The following is a 14,692-nucleotide window of genomic DNA, read 5'->3' on the forward strand; positions in this document are numbered from 1 at the left end:
CCTCGCTACCGGGATTCATCATGCGTTTGCTATGCGCTTTCGACCGCGGCTTGTTCAAGCTGGTTTCGGTCCTTGCCCAACTCTTGCTGGTGGCCGCCGCCGCGGCCGCCTTCTACCAGGTCATTGCCCGCTTCGTGCTGCATTCGCCCGCCGACTGGAGCGAGGTGCTGACCCGCGCCCTCCTGATCTGGACCGTGCTGCTGGGCGTGGCCCTGGCTTTCCGCCACGGCGCCATGATCAGCGTGGAGCTGCTGCGCAACCTGCTGGGCGGCACGAAACGGCGCGCTCTCGAAGCCATCATCGGCCTGATTTGCGCCGGTTTTCTGGGTTTTCTGGCCTGGATCGGCGGCAACATGACCTACCGCGTCCGGTTCCAAACCGTGCCCAGCCTGGATATTTCGATTTCGTGGATCTATCTGGCGATCCCGGTTGGCGCGACGCTGGCCGCCATCGCCGTGCTGGCCCGCTGGTGCGCCGGCGAAGAAGAAGACGTGCCCGTGCGCAACGACGCGCAAGGCTGAGCCGTCCCCCATCGAACCTGAGCAGCAGATATCGCCATGTCCCAATTAATGATTGTCTCGATGCTGATTTTCTTCGGGCTGTCCGTACCGGTCGCCGTGTCGATCGGGCTGGCCAGCCTGGCGGGCGTCGGTTCAACCGGCCTGCCCTGGGTGGTCGTCGCCCAGCAGCTGTTCGCCGCGCTGGACAAGTACCCCCTGGTCGCCATCCCCTTCTTCATCCTGGCCGGCAACCTGATGGAAGCCGGCGGCATTTCCGAACGCATGGTCGAATTCGCCAAGAGCGTGGTCGGCGGCATCCAGGGCGGCCTGGCCTGCACCTGCGTGCTGACCTGCATGATCTTCGCGGCGGTCGCCGGCTCCAGCGTGGCCACCACCTTCGCCGTAGGTGCGATCCTGATCCCGGCGATGATCCGGCACGGCTACCCCGCCCCGTTCGCTGCGTCCTTGCAGGCCAGCGCGGCGGAACTCGGCGTGATCATCCCGCCGTCGATCCCGATGATCCTGTACGCCGTGTCCACGGACACCTCCACCGGCGAATTGTTCATCGCCGGCGTCATGCCCGGCATCCTGATCGGCGTGGCGCTGATGTTCTACGTGTGGCTCTATGCCAAGCGCAACAACCTGGGCAAGCGCGACGGCGAAGGCCGCCAGCCCCTGTGGCCGGCGTTCAAGAACGCCTGGCTGGCGCTCTTGATGCCCGTCATCATCCTGGGCGGGATCTACGGCGGCGTCTTCACGCCGACCGAGGCCTCGGTGGTGGCGGTGATGTACGCGGTGGTAGTGGGCAAGTTCATCTACCGCCGCCTGACGTTCAAGCAACTGTCGGCGACGCTGCACAAGTCGGTGGTGTCCACGGCCGTGATCATGTTCGTGATCGCCAACGCGGGCGTCTTCAGCTTCCTGCTGAACCGCGCAGGCATCCCGGATGCCTTGGGCGTATGGCTGTCGCAGATCTTCGACACCAAGTTCTCGTTCCTGATGGGCGTGAACGCGGCGCTGTTCGTGATCGGCATGTTCATCGAGACGTCGGCTTCGATCGTGGTGCTGGCCCCGTTGCTGCTGCCGGTGGCGCTGAAGTTCGGGGTGGAGCCGGTGCACTTCGGGATCATCATGGTGGTGAACCTGGCGCTGGGGATGATCACGCCGCCGTTCGGGGTGAACCTGTTTGCGGCATGCGCAGTGGCGAAGTTGCCGTTGGAGCGGTTGATCAAGCCGTTGATTCCGTTTGTCGGGGTGGTGATCGTCTGCTTGATGGTGATTACTTATTGGCCGGGGCTGTCGTTGGGGTTGAGGGATCTGGTTTACGGGAAGTGATGTTGGGGGCTTCGTAGGTCGTGGTTGCTAGCTTCGTAGGTCGCCCGCCGCCGCTATCGCCGTGGCGACGCGCGCCCACGATTGCGGTCCGGAGCCTTCGCTCCGGACTACCCCATCGTCATCTTCGTTGCGGCCTGCGGCCGCGGCCTTCAGATTCCCTCGGGCGCATCAAGGTTGCGCGCCGCCACGGCGATAGCGCCGACGGGCTGATAACGTCTTGGCTTGGTCCGCTGCCAGGGATGGGATGACTGACGAGTGCTGCGGGGCCCGCCGACTGCGCCCGCGCAGGCGGGCACAGTCGGCATACGCGTTCTGAAGATGTTGGCGCGATGGTCGCTTGCGCGCGGGTGGAGGGCCGTTTCTTAAGGGTTCCCGCATTCATTTGGGAGAGGTGGAGCGACGGGTGGCGCGCGGCGAGCAGCCGCTTGCTTGGCGGGACCCGTACGCGCGCCCCCCGTCTAGTAGGAAGGCCGTCGTGCCGCCCAAGCACTGCCGTTCATCTGACGAACACGATCAGCAGCGTCACCCACACGCGAAGCGCAAAGCGCTACGACGCAAGACGCTGCGTAAGCTCCACGAGGCCGCCCGCGCGGCCGGCATGGAGCGGGCCTCGCAAGATCTTCCACCACCACCCCGACGTTGGTGGGAACCCCAAGCAAGCCGTTCTCCCCGGCTGACGTCAGGGCACAACTGCTGGAGTCTGGCGCGTGGGTGGCCTGGGGCGCGCGGGGCGTCGATAAGCCCGAGGGAATCCGAAGGCAGCGGCCGCAGGCCGCCACAAGGATGACAACGGGGCAGTCCGGAGCGAAGGCTCCGGACCGCAATCGTTGCCCCGCGCGCCCCAGGCCACCCACGCGCCAGACGTCAAAAGAACACCCACAACCGCCCTCCCAACGCCTAAGCCGCCACCGCCCTCCTCTCCCACCGAACAGCATGACACCGTAACTGCCGTCCACCCACGCTACTCACCTCCGGCACGTCGACGCGGCATTCATCCCGGGCATCCGGACAGCGGGGATGAAACGTGCACCCTGCCGGTGGCTGGATCGGGTTCGGCACTTCGCCGCCCATGGGTTCCCGGTCGCGCCTGGGATCTTCCAGGTCCGGAATCGTGTCCAGCAACATCCGCGTATACGGATGCTGCGGCGAATCGAACAACTGGTCGGCGGCCGCCTGCTCGACGATCCTGCCCAAGTACATCACCGCCACGCTGTCGGACACGTGGCGCACGACCGACAGGTTGTGGCTGATGAACACGTACGTCAGGCCGAATTCCTTTTGCAGGTCGCCCATCAGATTCAGGATCTGCGCCTGCACCGACACGTCCAGCGCGGAGGTGGGTTCGTCGCAGACCAGGAACTCGGCTTCGGTCGCCAAGGCGCGCGCGATCGAAATGCGTTGACGCTGGCCCCCCGAAAATTCGTGGGGAAAACGGCCGGCGTCGCTGGCGGACAGGCCGACCAGTTCCAGCAGCTCGTCGACCCGGCGGCGCGTGTCGGCAGGCGTGGCGCGCAAGCCCAGCGTGATGATCGGTTCGGCCACGATGTTGCCGACGCGCCAGCGCGGGTTCAGGCTGGCGTACGGGTCCTGGAAAATCATCTGGGGGTGCAACACGCCGCCGGCCCGGTTGCGGCCGTATTCCAGCTTGCCGCGTGTGGGGGCCACCAGGCCCACCAGCAGCTTCGCCAGCGTGGACTTGCCGCAGCCGGATTCGCCCACGATGCTCAGCGTGGTGCCTCGGGGCACAGCCAGGGACACGCCGTCCACCGCCTTCAGTGTTTGCTCGGGCTGGCGCGACAGCGTCCGTTCCAGCCAGGGCGGCGACACGTCGAACCAGCAGGCCAGGTCTTCGGCCCGCAGCAACAGGTCATCGTTACGCGGCATGAGCGACTCCTCCTTGATGCAGCCAGCAGGCGCTGACGGTCGCACCCGTGGGGGATGCGGCCAGCGGCGGGCGCGTCTGCGCGCAGCGCGGCCCGGCGTGGGCGCAGCGGGGATGGAACGCACAGCCATCGGGCATCGCGTGCAGGCGCGGCATGGCGCCGTCGATCTGGTTCAGCCGGGCAGCGCGCTGGCGCAGGCCCGGAATGGCGTTCATCAGGCCCTGGGTGTAGGGGTGGCCGGGGCGGCGCAGCACGTCCAGCACCGGGCCGATCTCGACGACGCGGCCCGCGTACATCACGGCCACGCGGTCGGCGGTCTCGGCGATCACGCCCATGTCGTGGGTCACCAGCAGCACCGACGTGCCTTGCTCGCGGCACAGCCGGCGCAGCAACGCCGTGATCTGCGCCTGCACGGATACGTCCAGCGCGGTCGTCGGTTCGTCAGCGATGATCAGCGCAGGCCGGGCCGCCAGGGCCAGCGCGATCACCACGCGCTGGCGCATGCCGCCCGAGAACTGGTGCGGATAGTGGTCGATGCGCTTGTCGGCCGCCGGAATCCCCACGGCCAACAGCAGCTCCAGCGCCCGGGCGCGCGCCGCGGCGGCCGAGGACTTGTCGTGATGGCGGATGGTTTCGACCAGTTGGTCGCCGACCGTGAACAACGGATGCAAGCTGGTCAGCGGGTCTTGGAAAATCGCGCCTATCTCCTTGCCGCGCAACCGCTGGCGCGCCTTGGGCGGCAGGTTGTCGATGCGCTTGCCGGCCAGGTGGATCTCGCCGCCGCCCAGGCGGCCCGGGGGTTCCAGCAGGCCGATCACCGCCATGCCGGTCAAGGACTTGCCCGCGCCGGACTCGCCCACCATGCCCAGGATTTCCCCTGGCTGGATGTCGAAGCTGATGTCGCGCGTGGCCACCAGGATGCCGTGGCGGGTCGGGAACTCCACCGACAGTCCGCGCACGGACAAAGTCGGGGTCGTGGCGGGTGCGGCGCTGGCCGCGGGCGCCGCCGGGCGCGGTACGGTTGCCATCATGACGGGCTCCTTACGGGACGCGGATAGCTGGAAGAGAAAATCTGGTCGACGGGGGGGTGCCCCCAGGTACGGTCGGGGTAGCGGGCGATCACGCCGTCGAACTGCGCTTGCGCCTGCTCTTGCGCCAGGCGCGCGTCGAAGCCCGCGATATGCCCGTCCACCATGACGAAGCGGCCGTCGATGATCACCTGCGACACGTCGCGTCCGCTGCCGCTGACCATCAGCGTCTGGACCGGATCGATCATCTGGCCGTTGCGGTCATGCGAGAAATCGAACACGACGATGTCGGCCTTGGCGCCCACCGCCAGCCGGCCCAGGTCGGGCCGCCCCAGGGCATCGGCGCCTCCCACCGTGGCGGCGTCGTAATAGTCCTCCGAGCGCACGGCCTCGGTGGAGCCTTCCGCCACCCGGCACAGCATCATCCCCACCTGCATGTTCAACACCATGTCGGGCGGCCACGTGTCGGTACCCATGCCGATGTTCACGCCCATCTTGCGGTAGCGCGCAAACGACTCCAGAGTTGCGCCGTGGCGTCCCGACACCAACGGGCAATGCACGATGCTGGCGCCCGCGTCGCGAATGATGTCGATGTCCCGCCCGGGGCGGTCGATATGGCGCGAACCGGACACGTAGGTGCCGTGCGGCAGCAACGCGCGTTCGGACAGGAAATCCAGGCTTTGCAGCCATTCGGGCGGGCTCATGCCGTGCTGCTCCAGCACCAGGTCGTATTCCAGGCGCGACTGGCAGCAATGCAGCCGGATCGGGATGTCGCGCTCGCGCGCTGCAGCGGCCGATGCGCGCAACAGGCCAGGCGTGCACGTTTCGATACGGTCGGGCGACAGCATGGCGCGCACGCGGCCGCCGTGGCGGCCTTCGATCTCATCGCAGAACGCCACGGCCTCGGCCAGGCCGGCCATGCCCCGCGCCTCGTCGTAATGGCAGCGGATCTTGCCGTCGCCATCCACATAGGTATGGCCGCTGCGATACGCCGGCCCCAGGTACACGCGCAGCCCGAGTTCGCCGGCGGCATTGGCCGCCGACAGGAACTCGTCGCGGGTTTCGCCCCAGACGCGATAGAACAGCGATGCGATGGGCAACGCGGTGGTGATGCCGTTGCGGATCAGTTGCGCGAAGGCGTAGCGCTTCTGGAAGGCCAGTTCGGCGGGGGTGTACATCTCGTACGGCCCCTGCTTCATGTATGTGTCCGGCCAGATGCGGCCTTTGCGCCAGGCGGGCGAATTGTCGAAACCCAGGATGGTCGTATCCAGGTCCGACAGCGCGTCCAGGTCCACGAAGCCGGGACCGATCATCGCGCGGCCGTAGTCGTGCCGGCGCGCGACCTGCCCCGGATAACGATGGCCCACATAGACGATGCGGTTGCCTTCGAAGACGACTTCGCCGTTCTCGTACAGGCAGTGCCGCCCGTTTTCATGGCCGACCACCCAGCGGGCGGTCAGCAGGATCGGGCCTTCGGCGGCGCGCATCAGGGCGCCTCCGCCAGCGCGTGGCCGTCGCGGGCGACCACGCGGCCCCGCTTGACGACCAATTTGCGGACGGGCCGCGACACGATCGCTTCCGCCACCGTTTCGGCGTCCACCAGCACGAAGTCCGCATGGCAACCCGGTGCCAGGCCGTAGTCCGCCAGACCCATGACGCGCGCGTTGCCGTAGGTGGCCACGTCCAGCGCCAGCGCCAGTTCGTCGTCGCGCCGGAAGTTGTTGCGCAAGCCCACCAGCATCGTGCGTTCCAGCATGTCGGGCTTGCCGTAGGGGCCCCAGGTGTCGCGCATGCCGTCGTTGCCGGTACAGACCGTGACGCCCGCCTGGCGCAAGCGCGCCACGTTGGGTACGGGGCGCGATGCGGATCCCGTCGTCATGATGTGCACGCCCGCCTCCAGCAGGCCCTCGGTCAACGCCTGCACCGCCTGCGTGTCGGTCATGCCCAGGCAGAAAGAATGCGACAGGGTCACCTTGCCCTGCATGCCCAGCGCCAGCACGCGGTCGATCGTCATCTGCATCGAAAACGCGCCCAGTTCGCCGGCCTCGTGCAGGTGGATGTCGATCGGCTTGCCGTGCTTGTCGGCCAGGCCGAAGATGGCGTCCAAATGCCCCTTGGGATCGCGGTCCATGCCGGCCGGGTCCAGCCCGCCAACGACTTCCGCCCCCATGCGCAAGGCCTCGTCCATCAGTTCCAGCGTGCCCGGGCGGATCAGCAGGCCGCTTTGCGGGAAGGCCACGATTTCCACGTCGATCTGATCGCGGTACTGCTCGCGGGCGCGCATCACGCCTTCGATGGCGCCCAGCCCGATGTCCGTATCCACGTCCACATGACTGCGGATATGGCTGGTGCCGTCGGCGATCGACATGACGATCTGCCGCGCCGACTGCCGGTACGGGTCGATGCCCAGGCGCTTTTTCTCGGTGCGCTCGTTCTCGATCTTGTCGATCAGCCGCGGCCCCACCTCGTTGCGGTACCAGGGCATGCCGTACATCGTCTTGTCCAGATGCGCGTGGGCGTCGATCAGCCCCGGCAGCAACAGGGCGCCGCCGCCATCCACCACCGGCACGCCCTCAGGGGCCGCGCCGCCCAGCGCCTGGATGCGCCCATCGCGCACTAGCACCGACGTCAGCTCGCCGCCCGCCGGGCGCACCTGGGTATACAGCGTTGCGTTTTCCATGCTTGACCTCTATTGAAACGATGCGCCTTCAGCGCAAACGGGGATTCAGGGCATCGCGCAGCCAGTCGCCCAGCAGGTTCACCACCAGCACGATCAGGCTCAGATACAGCGCGGGGAAGACCACCACCCACCACTGCCCCGAAAACAGGAATTGGTTACCCAGGCGGATGAGCGTGCCCAGCGACGGCTCGGTGGGCGGCATGCCCACGCCCAGGAAGCTCAGCGTGGCCTCGATCAGGATGGCCAGCCCCAGATTCAGCGTGGCGGTCACCATGACGGGCGTCAGCGTGTTGGGCAGGATGTGCGTCAGCATGATGCGCAGCGGGCTGACCCGGATCAGGCGCGCCGCCTGCACGTATTCCTTGCCGCGTTCGACCAGCGCCGACGCCCGGACCGTGCGGGCGTACTGCACCCAGTTGGTCATGGAGATGGCCAGGATCAGGATCACGGACGACAGCGTTTCGCGCAGGCCCGGCGGCAGCAGTTGCCGGAACACCGCCGTCACCAGGATGGCGACAAGAATCGTGGGGATGCTCAACAACGTATCGCCCACCCGCATCAGCGCGTTGTCGATCCAGCCGCCGAAATAGCCGGCCGCCAACCCCACCAGCAGGCCAATCGCCAGCGACAGCACCACTGTCGCCAGGCCGATCACCAACGACATGCGCGAGCCATACAGGATGGCCGACCACACGTCGCGGCCCTGCGTGTCCGTGCCCAGCAGGAACTGCGGGTCGGCGCCCTCTACCCAGAAGGGCGGCAGCTCGGCGTTCAGCAGATCCAGCTGCGCCAGGTCATAGGGATTCTGCGGCGCGATCCACGGCGCGAACACGGCCAGCAGCACCACCACCAGCAGCACGATGCCCGCGCCCAGGGCGACGTAATCGTGCCGCAGGCTCCACCACAGGTCGCTTTGCAGGAAACGGGACAGCCGGCTCTGCGCGCCGCCCGAAAAAGGTTTAGTGAGCATTGGCGCCTCCTTTGACGTGCTGGCTGCGCAGGCGCGGATCGACCACGCCGTACATCATGTCCACCAGCGTGTTCAGCGCCACGAAGATGAAGGACACGATCACCAGATAGGCAGCCATGACGGGAATATCCACGAACATGACCGATTGGATGAACAGCAGCCCCATGCCCGGCCACTGGAAGACGGTTTCCGTGATCAGCGCGAACGCGATCAGGTTGCCGATCTGCATGCCCGTCACGGTAATGACGGGCATCAGGCAGTTGCGCAGTGCAAGCCGGAAATGCACCACGCGGTCCGGCAGGCCGCGGGCCCGGGCGAACTTGATGAACTCGGTGCGCAGCGTCTCAAGCATCTCGGCCCGCACCAGCCGCATGATCAGCGTGATCTGGAACAGCGCCAGCGTGATCGAAGGCAGCACCAGCGCGGCGCGGCCCGAGGGCGTCAAGAGCCCCGTGGACCACCACCCGATCTTCACCGTGTCGCCGCGGCCGAAACCGGGCAGCCAGCCCAGTTGCACCGAGAAGATCAGGATCAGCATGATGCCCACCACGAAACTGGGCAGTGAAATGCCCAGGATGGACACGAACTGCAGGGCCTGCGCCACGCGCGACTTGCGGTAGATGGCGGTCAGCACGCCCAGTGGCACGCCGATGACCAGCGACAGCAGCGTGGCCATCATCACCAGTTCGAAAGTGGCGGGAAACCGCTCGGCCACCAGCGCGAACACGTCCTGCTGGTTGCGGTAGGAAATGCCGAACTCGCCTTGGGCCGCATTGGTCACGAAGTGCACGAACTGCATGCCCACCGACGCGTTCAAGCCCAGCCGCTCGCGCAGTTCGTCGCGCTGCGTTTGCGAGGCCTGCTCGTTGAGCATCATGTCGACGGGATCGCCGACGAAACGGAAAATCACGAAGGCCAGCAACGCCACCGCCAGCATCACGCCAACCGCGTTGAAAACCCGTCTAACAATGAATGCCAGCATGTGCGGCTCCCTTCAGACCCGATGTCAGACTCTGGGCCGCAGCGCCCGAAGCTGGCGCGCCGCGGCCCGCTTACGCACGCATCACTGCATGCGCACGTTCCACAGCCGCGCCTTGTTGTCCGGCATCTGCAGCACTTCGCCCACGTTGGCGCCCACCGCCCAGGCCATGGGCTGCTGGTGCAGCGGCAGGAAGCGCACGTCGTCGTGCAGCGTCTGCAACACCTCGGCCATCATCTGGATGCGTTTCGGGCGGTCCATCTCGGCGGCGGCGGCATCGATCTTCGCGTCCAGCGCGGCGTCGCCCCACTGGCCCCAGTTGAAGACGCCCGCGGGACCCGTGCGGCTGTGCATCACTTGCAGCAGGATCGACAACGCATCGATCTGCGGCTCGTTGGCCCAGCCGTGGATGGTGATGTCGAACTCGCCGCGCGAGCGCTTGGGGTTCTGCAGCGAACGCGGTCCGCTGGCCAGCGTGGCCTTCACGCCGATCCGCGCCCACATCGAGGCGGCCGCCTGGCACAGCTCTTCCTCGTTCACGAACATGTCGTTCGAGCACAGCAGAGACAGCGTGAAACCGTCGGGGTAGCCGGCGTCGGCCAGCAGTTTCTTGGCCTTCGCCGCATCGAACGGCAGACGCTCTTCCTGCCTGGCCTCATAGCCCGGAATGGACGGGGCCACCAGCGCGCCCGTGGTGCGCGACAAGCCGCGCATCACCCGCTTTTGCAGCAGATCGGGCGACAGCGCCATGTACAGCGCCTGGCGCACGCGCAGGTCCTTGAGCGGATTCTTGTCGGTGATGTTGGAGCCGACGAGCTTGTCGCCCAGGTTGAAGCCGAAGTACAGCGTGCGCAATTCGGTCGCCGCCAGCACCTTCACGTTCTGCGCGGCGCGCAGGCGGTCCAGATCCTGCAGCGGCGCGTTTTCCGTGAAGTTGATATCGCCCGACAGCAGGGCCGCCACCCGCGTCGGGGCCGACGCGATGGGTGTGAATTCGATGCGGTCCAGATTGTGCCGGGGCTTGTCCCACCAGTCCTTGTTCACGACCAGCACGGTCCGTGTATCCGGGCGGTACGACTCCACCTTGAACGGGCCGGTGCCGTTGGCGTTGTGCGTGGCGTAGCCTTCGATCTTCTTTGCGGCGTCGGTCGGCTTGGTGCTGTTGTTGTCCACCAGCCACTGGCGGTTGAAGATGAAGATGTTGGTCAGGTCGTTGAGCATCAGCGGGTACGGATGCGTCATCTCGATGTCGACCGTGAAATCGTCGACCTTGCGAACCGCCTTGAAGGCGGGAAGGTTGCCCTTGAGCGGCGACGCGTCGTCCGACACGCGGGTCATTGAAGCCACCACGTCGTCGGCGGTGAACGGCGCGCCGTTGTGGAACTTCACCCCCTGGCGCAGCTTGAAGCGCAGCACGGTGGGCGACGCCGCCTCCCAGGACTCGGCCAACGCGGGCGTGATGTTGAACTTGTCGTCGTAGCGGATCAGCGCTTCGTACACGTGGTTCAGGAACGCCAGGTTGAAGGTGCTGCCGTAGGAATACGGGTCCAGCGAATCCAGGTCGCGCGCGGCGCCCCATTTCAGCGTATTGGCGGCGGAGGCCCCGGTGATGGCGGACAGCGCGATCACTGCCCCGGCGGTCCATTTGAGCAACGTCTTCATGGCTGCAACTCTCCCTTGTCTATCGTTCTGAAATACCGGTTTGAAGTGGCCGGGACCGAGCCCGGCGCAATGAGTCAAGCAAACGGATCGGGCCGGCCGGATCAGGCCGCCGCGCACAGGCGCTGGGCCCGGTCCAGCGAGGCCAGCGCCAGCACCTGCGCCAGGGCGGCGCGGTAGGAGTCGATGATGGGCACGGCAGGCCGGCGCGGCAGCGCGGGCAGGTAGCCGGCCAGGGCTGCGCCCGCCACGATCACCACGTCGGCGCCCTGCGCCACCGCGGCGTCCAGCGCACGGCTGACCTCGGCCGCCGACTCGGGCGAACGCGATACGTAATCCAGCGCATTGCCGGGCAAGGCGATGATGGCGGCGCAGCGGGACTCCAGCCCCAGTTGGCGGATCTGTTCGCGCAACATGCCGGGCCAACGCTGGCCCACGGTCACGATGGCGTAACGGTCGCCGCGCTGCATGGCGGCCATGATGGAGGCCTCGGCCATGCCCACGACCGGCACGGTCAGGCATTCGCGCACGGCGCCGATGCCGGGTTCGCCGAAACAGGCCAGCAGACAGGCGTCGAACGGGGCCTCGGCCCGGGCCGCTTCGCGTTCAACGGTTTCCAGCACCGCATGGGCGGCGACGGCCGCCTCGACGCGGCTGGCGATGTAGGCCGGTCCGAACGCGGCGGTGACGGCATGCACGTCGGCGGCGCCGCCGAAAAACGCCCGTGCCTGCGCGGCCAGGCTGACCGTCAGGTCGGACGTGGTGTTGCCGTTGACCACCAGCAGGCGGTATGGCGTGGAAGCGGGCCGATCGGTGGCGATGGCGTCGGGCATGGCGGACATGGAACAAACCTCTATCTGTTTGTATACAAACACTCCACAAAATTCTGCTGAGGCAGGCTATTTTTGTATAAATATTTGTATACGATTTATGCCGACAATGTACGCGCTTGGTTGCTGCCTTCAAGCTATCGCTAACCCTTACCGCCCGGTGTAGTATGCTTGCCTACACCCCGCCGTGCGCGCCGGCAGAGGATGCCGGACCTTTCCAACACAATGAAAACGCGCATGCACAGGAGCCTAAGAAGAAGATGAAACCTCTCGCGCCGCCGGCTAACGAGCCCGCCAAGAAAGACATAAATCGCAGCGAAATCGTATACATAAATTTGCGCCGCGCCATCATCGAGCAAGCCCTGCTGCCCGGAGACAAGCTGCCCGAGGACGTAATCGGTGAACGCTTCGGCGTCAGCCGGACGATCGTGCGGGGGGTGTTGACGCGCCTGTTCAGCGAGGGCCTGGTGGATCTGCGGCCCAACCGGGGCGCCGCGGTGGCGCGCCCCAGCCTGGAAGAGGCGCACGACATCTTCGAGGCGCGCCGCTGCCTGGAACGCGACGTCGCCCGCCGGCTGCTGCAGCACGTCACGGAAGCGGGGCTGACACGCCTGGCGCAGCACGTGGCGCAAGAAGAAGAGGCCCGCAAGCGCAACAGCACGAACGAATCCATCCGGCTATCGGGCGAATTCCACATCCTGATGGCCGAGCTGTCGGGCAATGCGGTGTACGCCCGCTATGTGAACGAGATCGTGTCGCGCTGCTCGTTGATCCTGGCGCTCTACGGCCGCCCGCATTCAAGCGAATGCGCGGTCAGCGAGCATATGGAGATCGTGCAAGGCCTGCGCGCGCGCGACGAAAAGCACGTGCTGCATCTGCTGGAGCACCATCTGGAGTCGGTCACCGCGCGCGCGCTGCTCACCACGGACGGCTCGGGCGTGCGCGACATCCGCAAGATCCTGGACCGCTACGGGACCTGAACGCGGCGCGGCGGTGCGGGGCAAGGATGGACCGCGTAGGCGCGGACCCGCCCGACAGGCGCGCAAGAGGATCCCCGAGAATGAGAAAAGCGCCCGGTCGGGGCGCTTTTCGGTTCTGGGGCCTAGATTTCGCGTTCTTCCGTCTTGAGGTTGTTGTCGCGAGCGAAATCCACCACGAACTTGTACGCCAGCGGTTCCAGGTCGCGCAAACGCAGGTCGACCACGACTCCGCGCACGCCGTCGATAACGACGGGCAGCACGTAGGGCGAATAGGTGAGGTGGTTACCGGCACAGCCGGCGGGCCGGAACTGTGCCATTACGCCGGCGAGCCGCTCCGCCCAATCGCTGGGGCGGAATCGGCTACCGCTTTCGGTAACGCCATGAATTACGAATTGTCTGACGCGAGTTGCCATGAGTTCTTTCACTACAGCGCGCCTTTCACGAAAGCCGGATCTTCGGCGTGATCAAACATGCGCCCTGCGCCGCGAATTGTATATGATTGATCCTTTGCCCTCTTCCAAATGACGTTTCTTACAGAAAACGTCACAAAAAAGGGCCCCCACGCTGCGCCTTCGGCTTGCTGCCCCCCGCGGGGGCAAAGGGCCCCACGCTGCACCTTCGGCTTGCTGCCCCCCGAGGGGCGCTTTTTTGGTAATCCCCCAGGAGGATCCGCAATGACCTCGCCTCTGGCCAATATCTATGCCCGCCTGCCGGTTGCGTTCACGCACGGCCAGGGGGTCTGGTTGTGGGATGCCAACGGCCGCAAGTACCTGGATGCGCTGGCAGGCATCGGCGTGTCGTGCCTGGGCCATGCCCACCCGAAACTCGTCGCCGCCATCAGCGAGCAAGCCGCGCGCGTCATCCATACGTCGAACATCTATGAAGTGCCGCAGCAGGCCGCGCTTGCCGCCCGCCTCGCGGCCTTGTCCGGCATGCAGGAGGTCGCGTTCAACAACAGCGGCTCGGAAGCCAACGAAGCCGCGATCAAGCTGGCGCGCTACTACGCCTACCAGCGCGGCAACACGCACGCCCACATCATCACCATGGACTCGTCCTGGCATGGCCGCACGCTGGCCACGCTGGCGGCCACGGGCAGCGACAAGGCCCGCAAGGGTTTCGAACCCCTGCCGACGGGTTTCATCCAGGTGGCCTACAACAATATCGACGCCGTGCGCGCCGCCGGCGACGCCGAACCGCGCACCGCGGCGGTACTGTTGGAGGTGCTGCAAGGCGAAGGCGGCATCCGCCCCTCCGACATCGCCTACCTGCAGGAAGTACGCCGCCTGTGCACCGAACGCGGCTGGCTGCTGATGATCGACGAAGTACAGTCCGGCATCGGCCGCACCGGCAAATGGTTCGCCCACCAATGGGCGGACATCACGCCGGACGTCATGACGCTGGCCAAGGGCCTGGCGGGCGGCGTGCCCATCGGCGCCATGCTGGCCGCCGGCCCCGCGGCGGGCGTCTTCACCCCAGGCAGTCACGGGACCACCTTCGGCGGCGGCCCGCTGGTGTGCGCGGCCGGGCTGGCCGTGCTGGATGCCCTGGAATCCGAACGCCTGCTGGACAACGCCCACACCGTAGGCGCCTACCTTAAAGCGGCGCTCGGGCGCGCCCTGGCGGGCATGGACGGCGTCGTCGAAGTCCGTGGCCGCGGCCTGATGCTGGGCATCGAACTGGCGCGTCCCTGCGGCGTGCTGGCCCTGCGCGCGCTGCAAGCCGGCCTGCTCATCAACGTCACGCGCGACCGCGTCATCCGCATGCTGCCGCCCCTGATCCTGAACCAGCAAGAGGCGGACCAGATCGTCAGCACGCTGGTTCCGCTCATCCAACAGTTCCTGGCCGAAA

The 14,692-nt window shown here is 66.5% G+C and carries 12 protein-coding genes and 1 pseudogene; 4 read left to right on the forward strand and 9 right to left on the reverse strand.

The window, feature by feature from the left end; genetic code table 11:
- The first annotated feature begins 20 nt into the window (after positions 1-20).
- Positions 21-521 carry a TRAP transporter small permease gene (locus tag ACO6D5_RS18895; protein ID WP_485826197.1) on the forward strand — a complete coding sequence of 167 codons (501 nt, stop codon included), beginning with the start codon at positions 21-23 and terminating at the stop codon, positions 519-521.
- 36 nt (positions 522-557) lie between these two features.
- Complete coding sequence (locus ACO6D5_RS18900) at positions 558-1,835, forward strand: TRAP transporter large permease (protein ID WP_485826198.1); 1,278 nt, start codon at positions 558-560, stop codon at positions 1,833-1,835.
- 897 nt (positions 1,836-2,732) lie between these two features.
- Here ACO6D5_RS18900 and ACO6D5_RS18905 read toward each other — a convergent pair.
- The 8 genes from ACO6D5_RS18905 to ACO6D5_RS18940 all read right to left on the reverse strand — a co-directional run bounded on the left by ACO6D5_RS18905 (position 2,733) and on the right by ACO6D5_RS18940 (position 11,876).
- On the reverse strand, positions 2,733-3,719 hold the full coding sequence (locus ACO6D5_RS18905; RefSeq protein ID WP_315847227.1) for an oligopeptide/dipeptide ABC transporter ATP-binding protein: 987 nt from the start codon (positions 3,717-3,719) through the stop codon (positions 2,733-2,735).
- Positions 3,709-4,749: an ABC transporter ATP-binding protein gene (locus ACO6D5_RS18910; RefSeq protein ID WP_485826199.1), complete on the reverse strand. Its 1,041-nt coding sequence runs from the start codon at positions 4,747-4,749 to the stop codon at positions 3,709-3,711. The genes ACO6D5_RS18905 and ACO6D5_RS18910 overlap by 11 nt, the downstream gene beginning before the upstream one ends.
- Positions 4,746-6,233: an amidohydrolase family protein gene (locus ACO6D5_RS18915; RefSeq protein ID WP_485826200.1), complete on the reverse strand. Its 1,488-nt coding sequence runs from the start codon at positions 6,231-6,233 to the stop codon at positions 4,746-4,748. The genes ACO6D5_RS18910 and ACO6D5_RS18915 overlap by 4 nt, the downstream gene beginning before the upstream one ends.
- On the reverse strand, positions 6,233-7,426 hold the full coding sequence (locus ACO6D5_RS18920; RefSeq protein ID WP_485826201.1) for an amidohydrolase family protein: 1,194 nt from the start codon (positions 7,424-7,426) through the stop codon (positions 6,233-6,235). Before ACO6D5_RS18920 ends, ACO6D5_RS18915 begins: the two co-directional genes overlap by 1 nt.
- A 28-nt stretch (positions 7,427-7,454) precedes the next feature.
- Positions 7,455-8,396 (reverse strand): ABC transporter permease, encoded by a 942-nt coding sequence (locus ACO6D5_RS18925; protein WP_315847231.1) that lies wholly within the window; start codon positions 8,394-8,396, stop codon positions 7,455-7,457.
- Complete coding sequence (locus ACO6D5_RS18930; RefSeq protein WP_006224911.1) at positions 8,386-9,378, reverse strand: ABC transporter permease; 993 nt, start codon at positions 9,376-9,378, stop codon at positions 8,386-8,388. The genes ACO6D5_RS18925 and ACO6D5_RS18930 overlap by 11 nt, the downstream gene beginning before the upstream one ends.
- A gap of 81 nt (positions 9,379-9,459) precedes the next feature.
- Positions 9,460-11,037, reverse strand: coding sequence for an ABC transporter substrate-binding protein (locus ACO6D5_RS18935; protein ID WP_315847232.1), 1,578 nt, complete (start codon positions 11,035-11,037; stop codon positions 9,460-9,462).
- A gap of 101 nt (positions 11,038-11,138) precedes the next feature.
- Positions 11,139-11,876, reverse strand: a complete 738-nt coding sequence (locus tag ACO6D5_RS18940; protein WP_485826202.1) for an aspartate/glutamate racemase family protein — start codon at positions 11,874-11,876, stop codon at positions 11,139-11,141.
- A gap of 248 nt (positions 11,877-12,124) precedes the next feature.
- Here ACO6D5_RS18940 and ACO6D5_RS18945 point away from each other — a divergent pair, with 248 nt between their 5' ends.
- The gene (locus ACO6D5_RS18945; protein ID WP_315847234.1) at positions 12,125-12,844 is read left to right on the forward strand and encodes an FCD domain-containing protein; all 720 of its coding nucleotides are present in this window, start codon (positions 12,125-12,127) and stop codon (positions 12,842-12,844) included.
- A gap of 122 nt (positions 12,845-12,966) precedes the next feature.
- On the opposite strand, the gene ACO6D5_RS18950 is transcribed toward ACO6D5_RS18945, so the two are convergent.
- Positions 12,967-13,257 carry a DUF3579 domain-containing protein gene (locus ACO6D5_RS18950; protein ID WP_006224915.1) on the reverse strand — a complete coding sequence of 97 codons (291 nt, stop codon included), beginning with the start codon at positions 13,255-13,257 and terminating at the stop codon, positions 12,967-12,969.
- 261 nt (positions 13,258-13,518) lie between these two features.
- On the opposite strand from ACO6D5_RS18950, the pseudogene ACO6D5_RS18955 reads away from it, so the two are divergent.
- Positions 13,519-14,691: pseudogene (locus tag ACO6D5_RS18955) on the forward strand (acetylornithine transaminase); the annotation flags it as partial.
- Position 14,692 lies beyond the last annotated feature (1 nt).

The organism is Achromobacter sp., assembly GCF_057314935.1.

Coding starts and splice junctions, on each gene's coding strand:
- ACO6D5_RS18895 (WP_485826197.1), top strand. CDS start 21: ATGCGTTTGCTATGCGCTTTCGACCGCGGCTTGTTCAAGCTGGTTTCG.
- ACO6D5_RS18900 (WP_485826198.1), top strand. CDS start 558: ATGTCCCAATTAATGATTGTCTCGATGCTGATTTTCTTCGGGCTGTCC.
- ACO6D5_RS18905 (WP_315847227.1), bottom strand. CDS start 3,719: ATGCCGCGTAACGATGACCTGTTGCTGCGGGCCGAAGACCTGGCCTGC.
- ACO6D5_RS18910 (WP_485826199.1), bottom strand. CDS start 4,749: ATGATGGCAACCGTACCGCGCCCGGCGGCGCCCGCGGCCAGCGCCGCA.
- ACO6D5_RS18915 (WP_485826200.1), bottom strand. CDS start 6,233: ATGCGCGCCGCCGAAGGCCCGATCCTGCTGACCGCCCGCTGGGTGGTC.
- ACO6D5_RS18920 (WP_485826201.1), bottom strand. CDS start 7,426: ATGGAAAACGCAACGCTGTATACCCAGGTGCGCCCGGCGGGCGGCGAG.
- ACO6D5_RS18925 (WP_315847231.1), bottom strand. CDS start 8,396: ATGCTCACTAAACCTTTTTCGGGCGGCGCGCAGAGCCGGCTGTCCCGT.
- ACO6D5_RS18930 (WP_006224911.1), bottom strand. CDS start 9,378: ATGCTGGCATTCATTGTTAGACGGGTTTTCAACGCGGTTGGCGTGATG.
- ACO6D5_RS18935 (WP_315847232.1), bottom strand. CDS start 11,037: ATGAAGACGTTGCTCAAATGGACCGCCGGGGCAGTGATCGCGCTGTCC.
- ACO6D5_RS18940 (WP_485826202.1), bottom strand. CDS start 11,876: ATGTCCGCCATGCCCGACGCCATCGCCACCGATCGGCCCGCTTCCACG.
- ACO6D5_RS18945 (WP_315847234.1), top strand. CDS start 12,125: ATGAAACCTCTCGCGCCGCCGGCTAACGAGCCCGCCAAGAAAGACATA.
- ACO6D5_RS18950 (WP_006224915.1), bottom strand. CDS start 13,257: ATGGCAACTCGCGTCAGACAATTCGTAATTCATGGCGTTACCGAAAGC.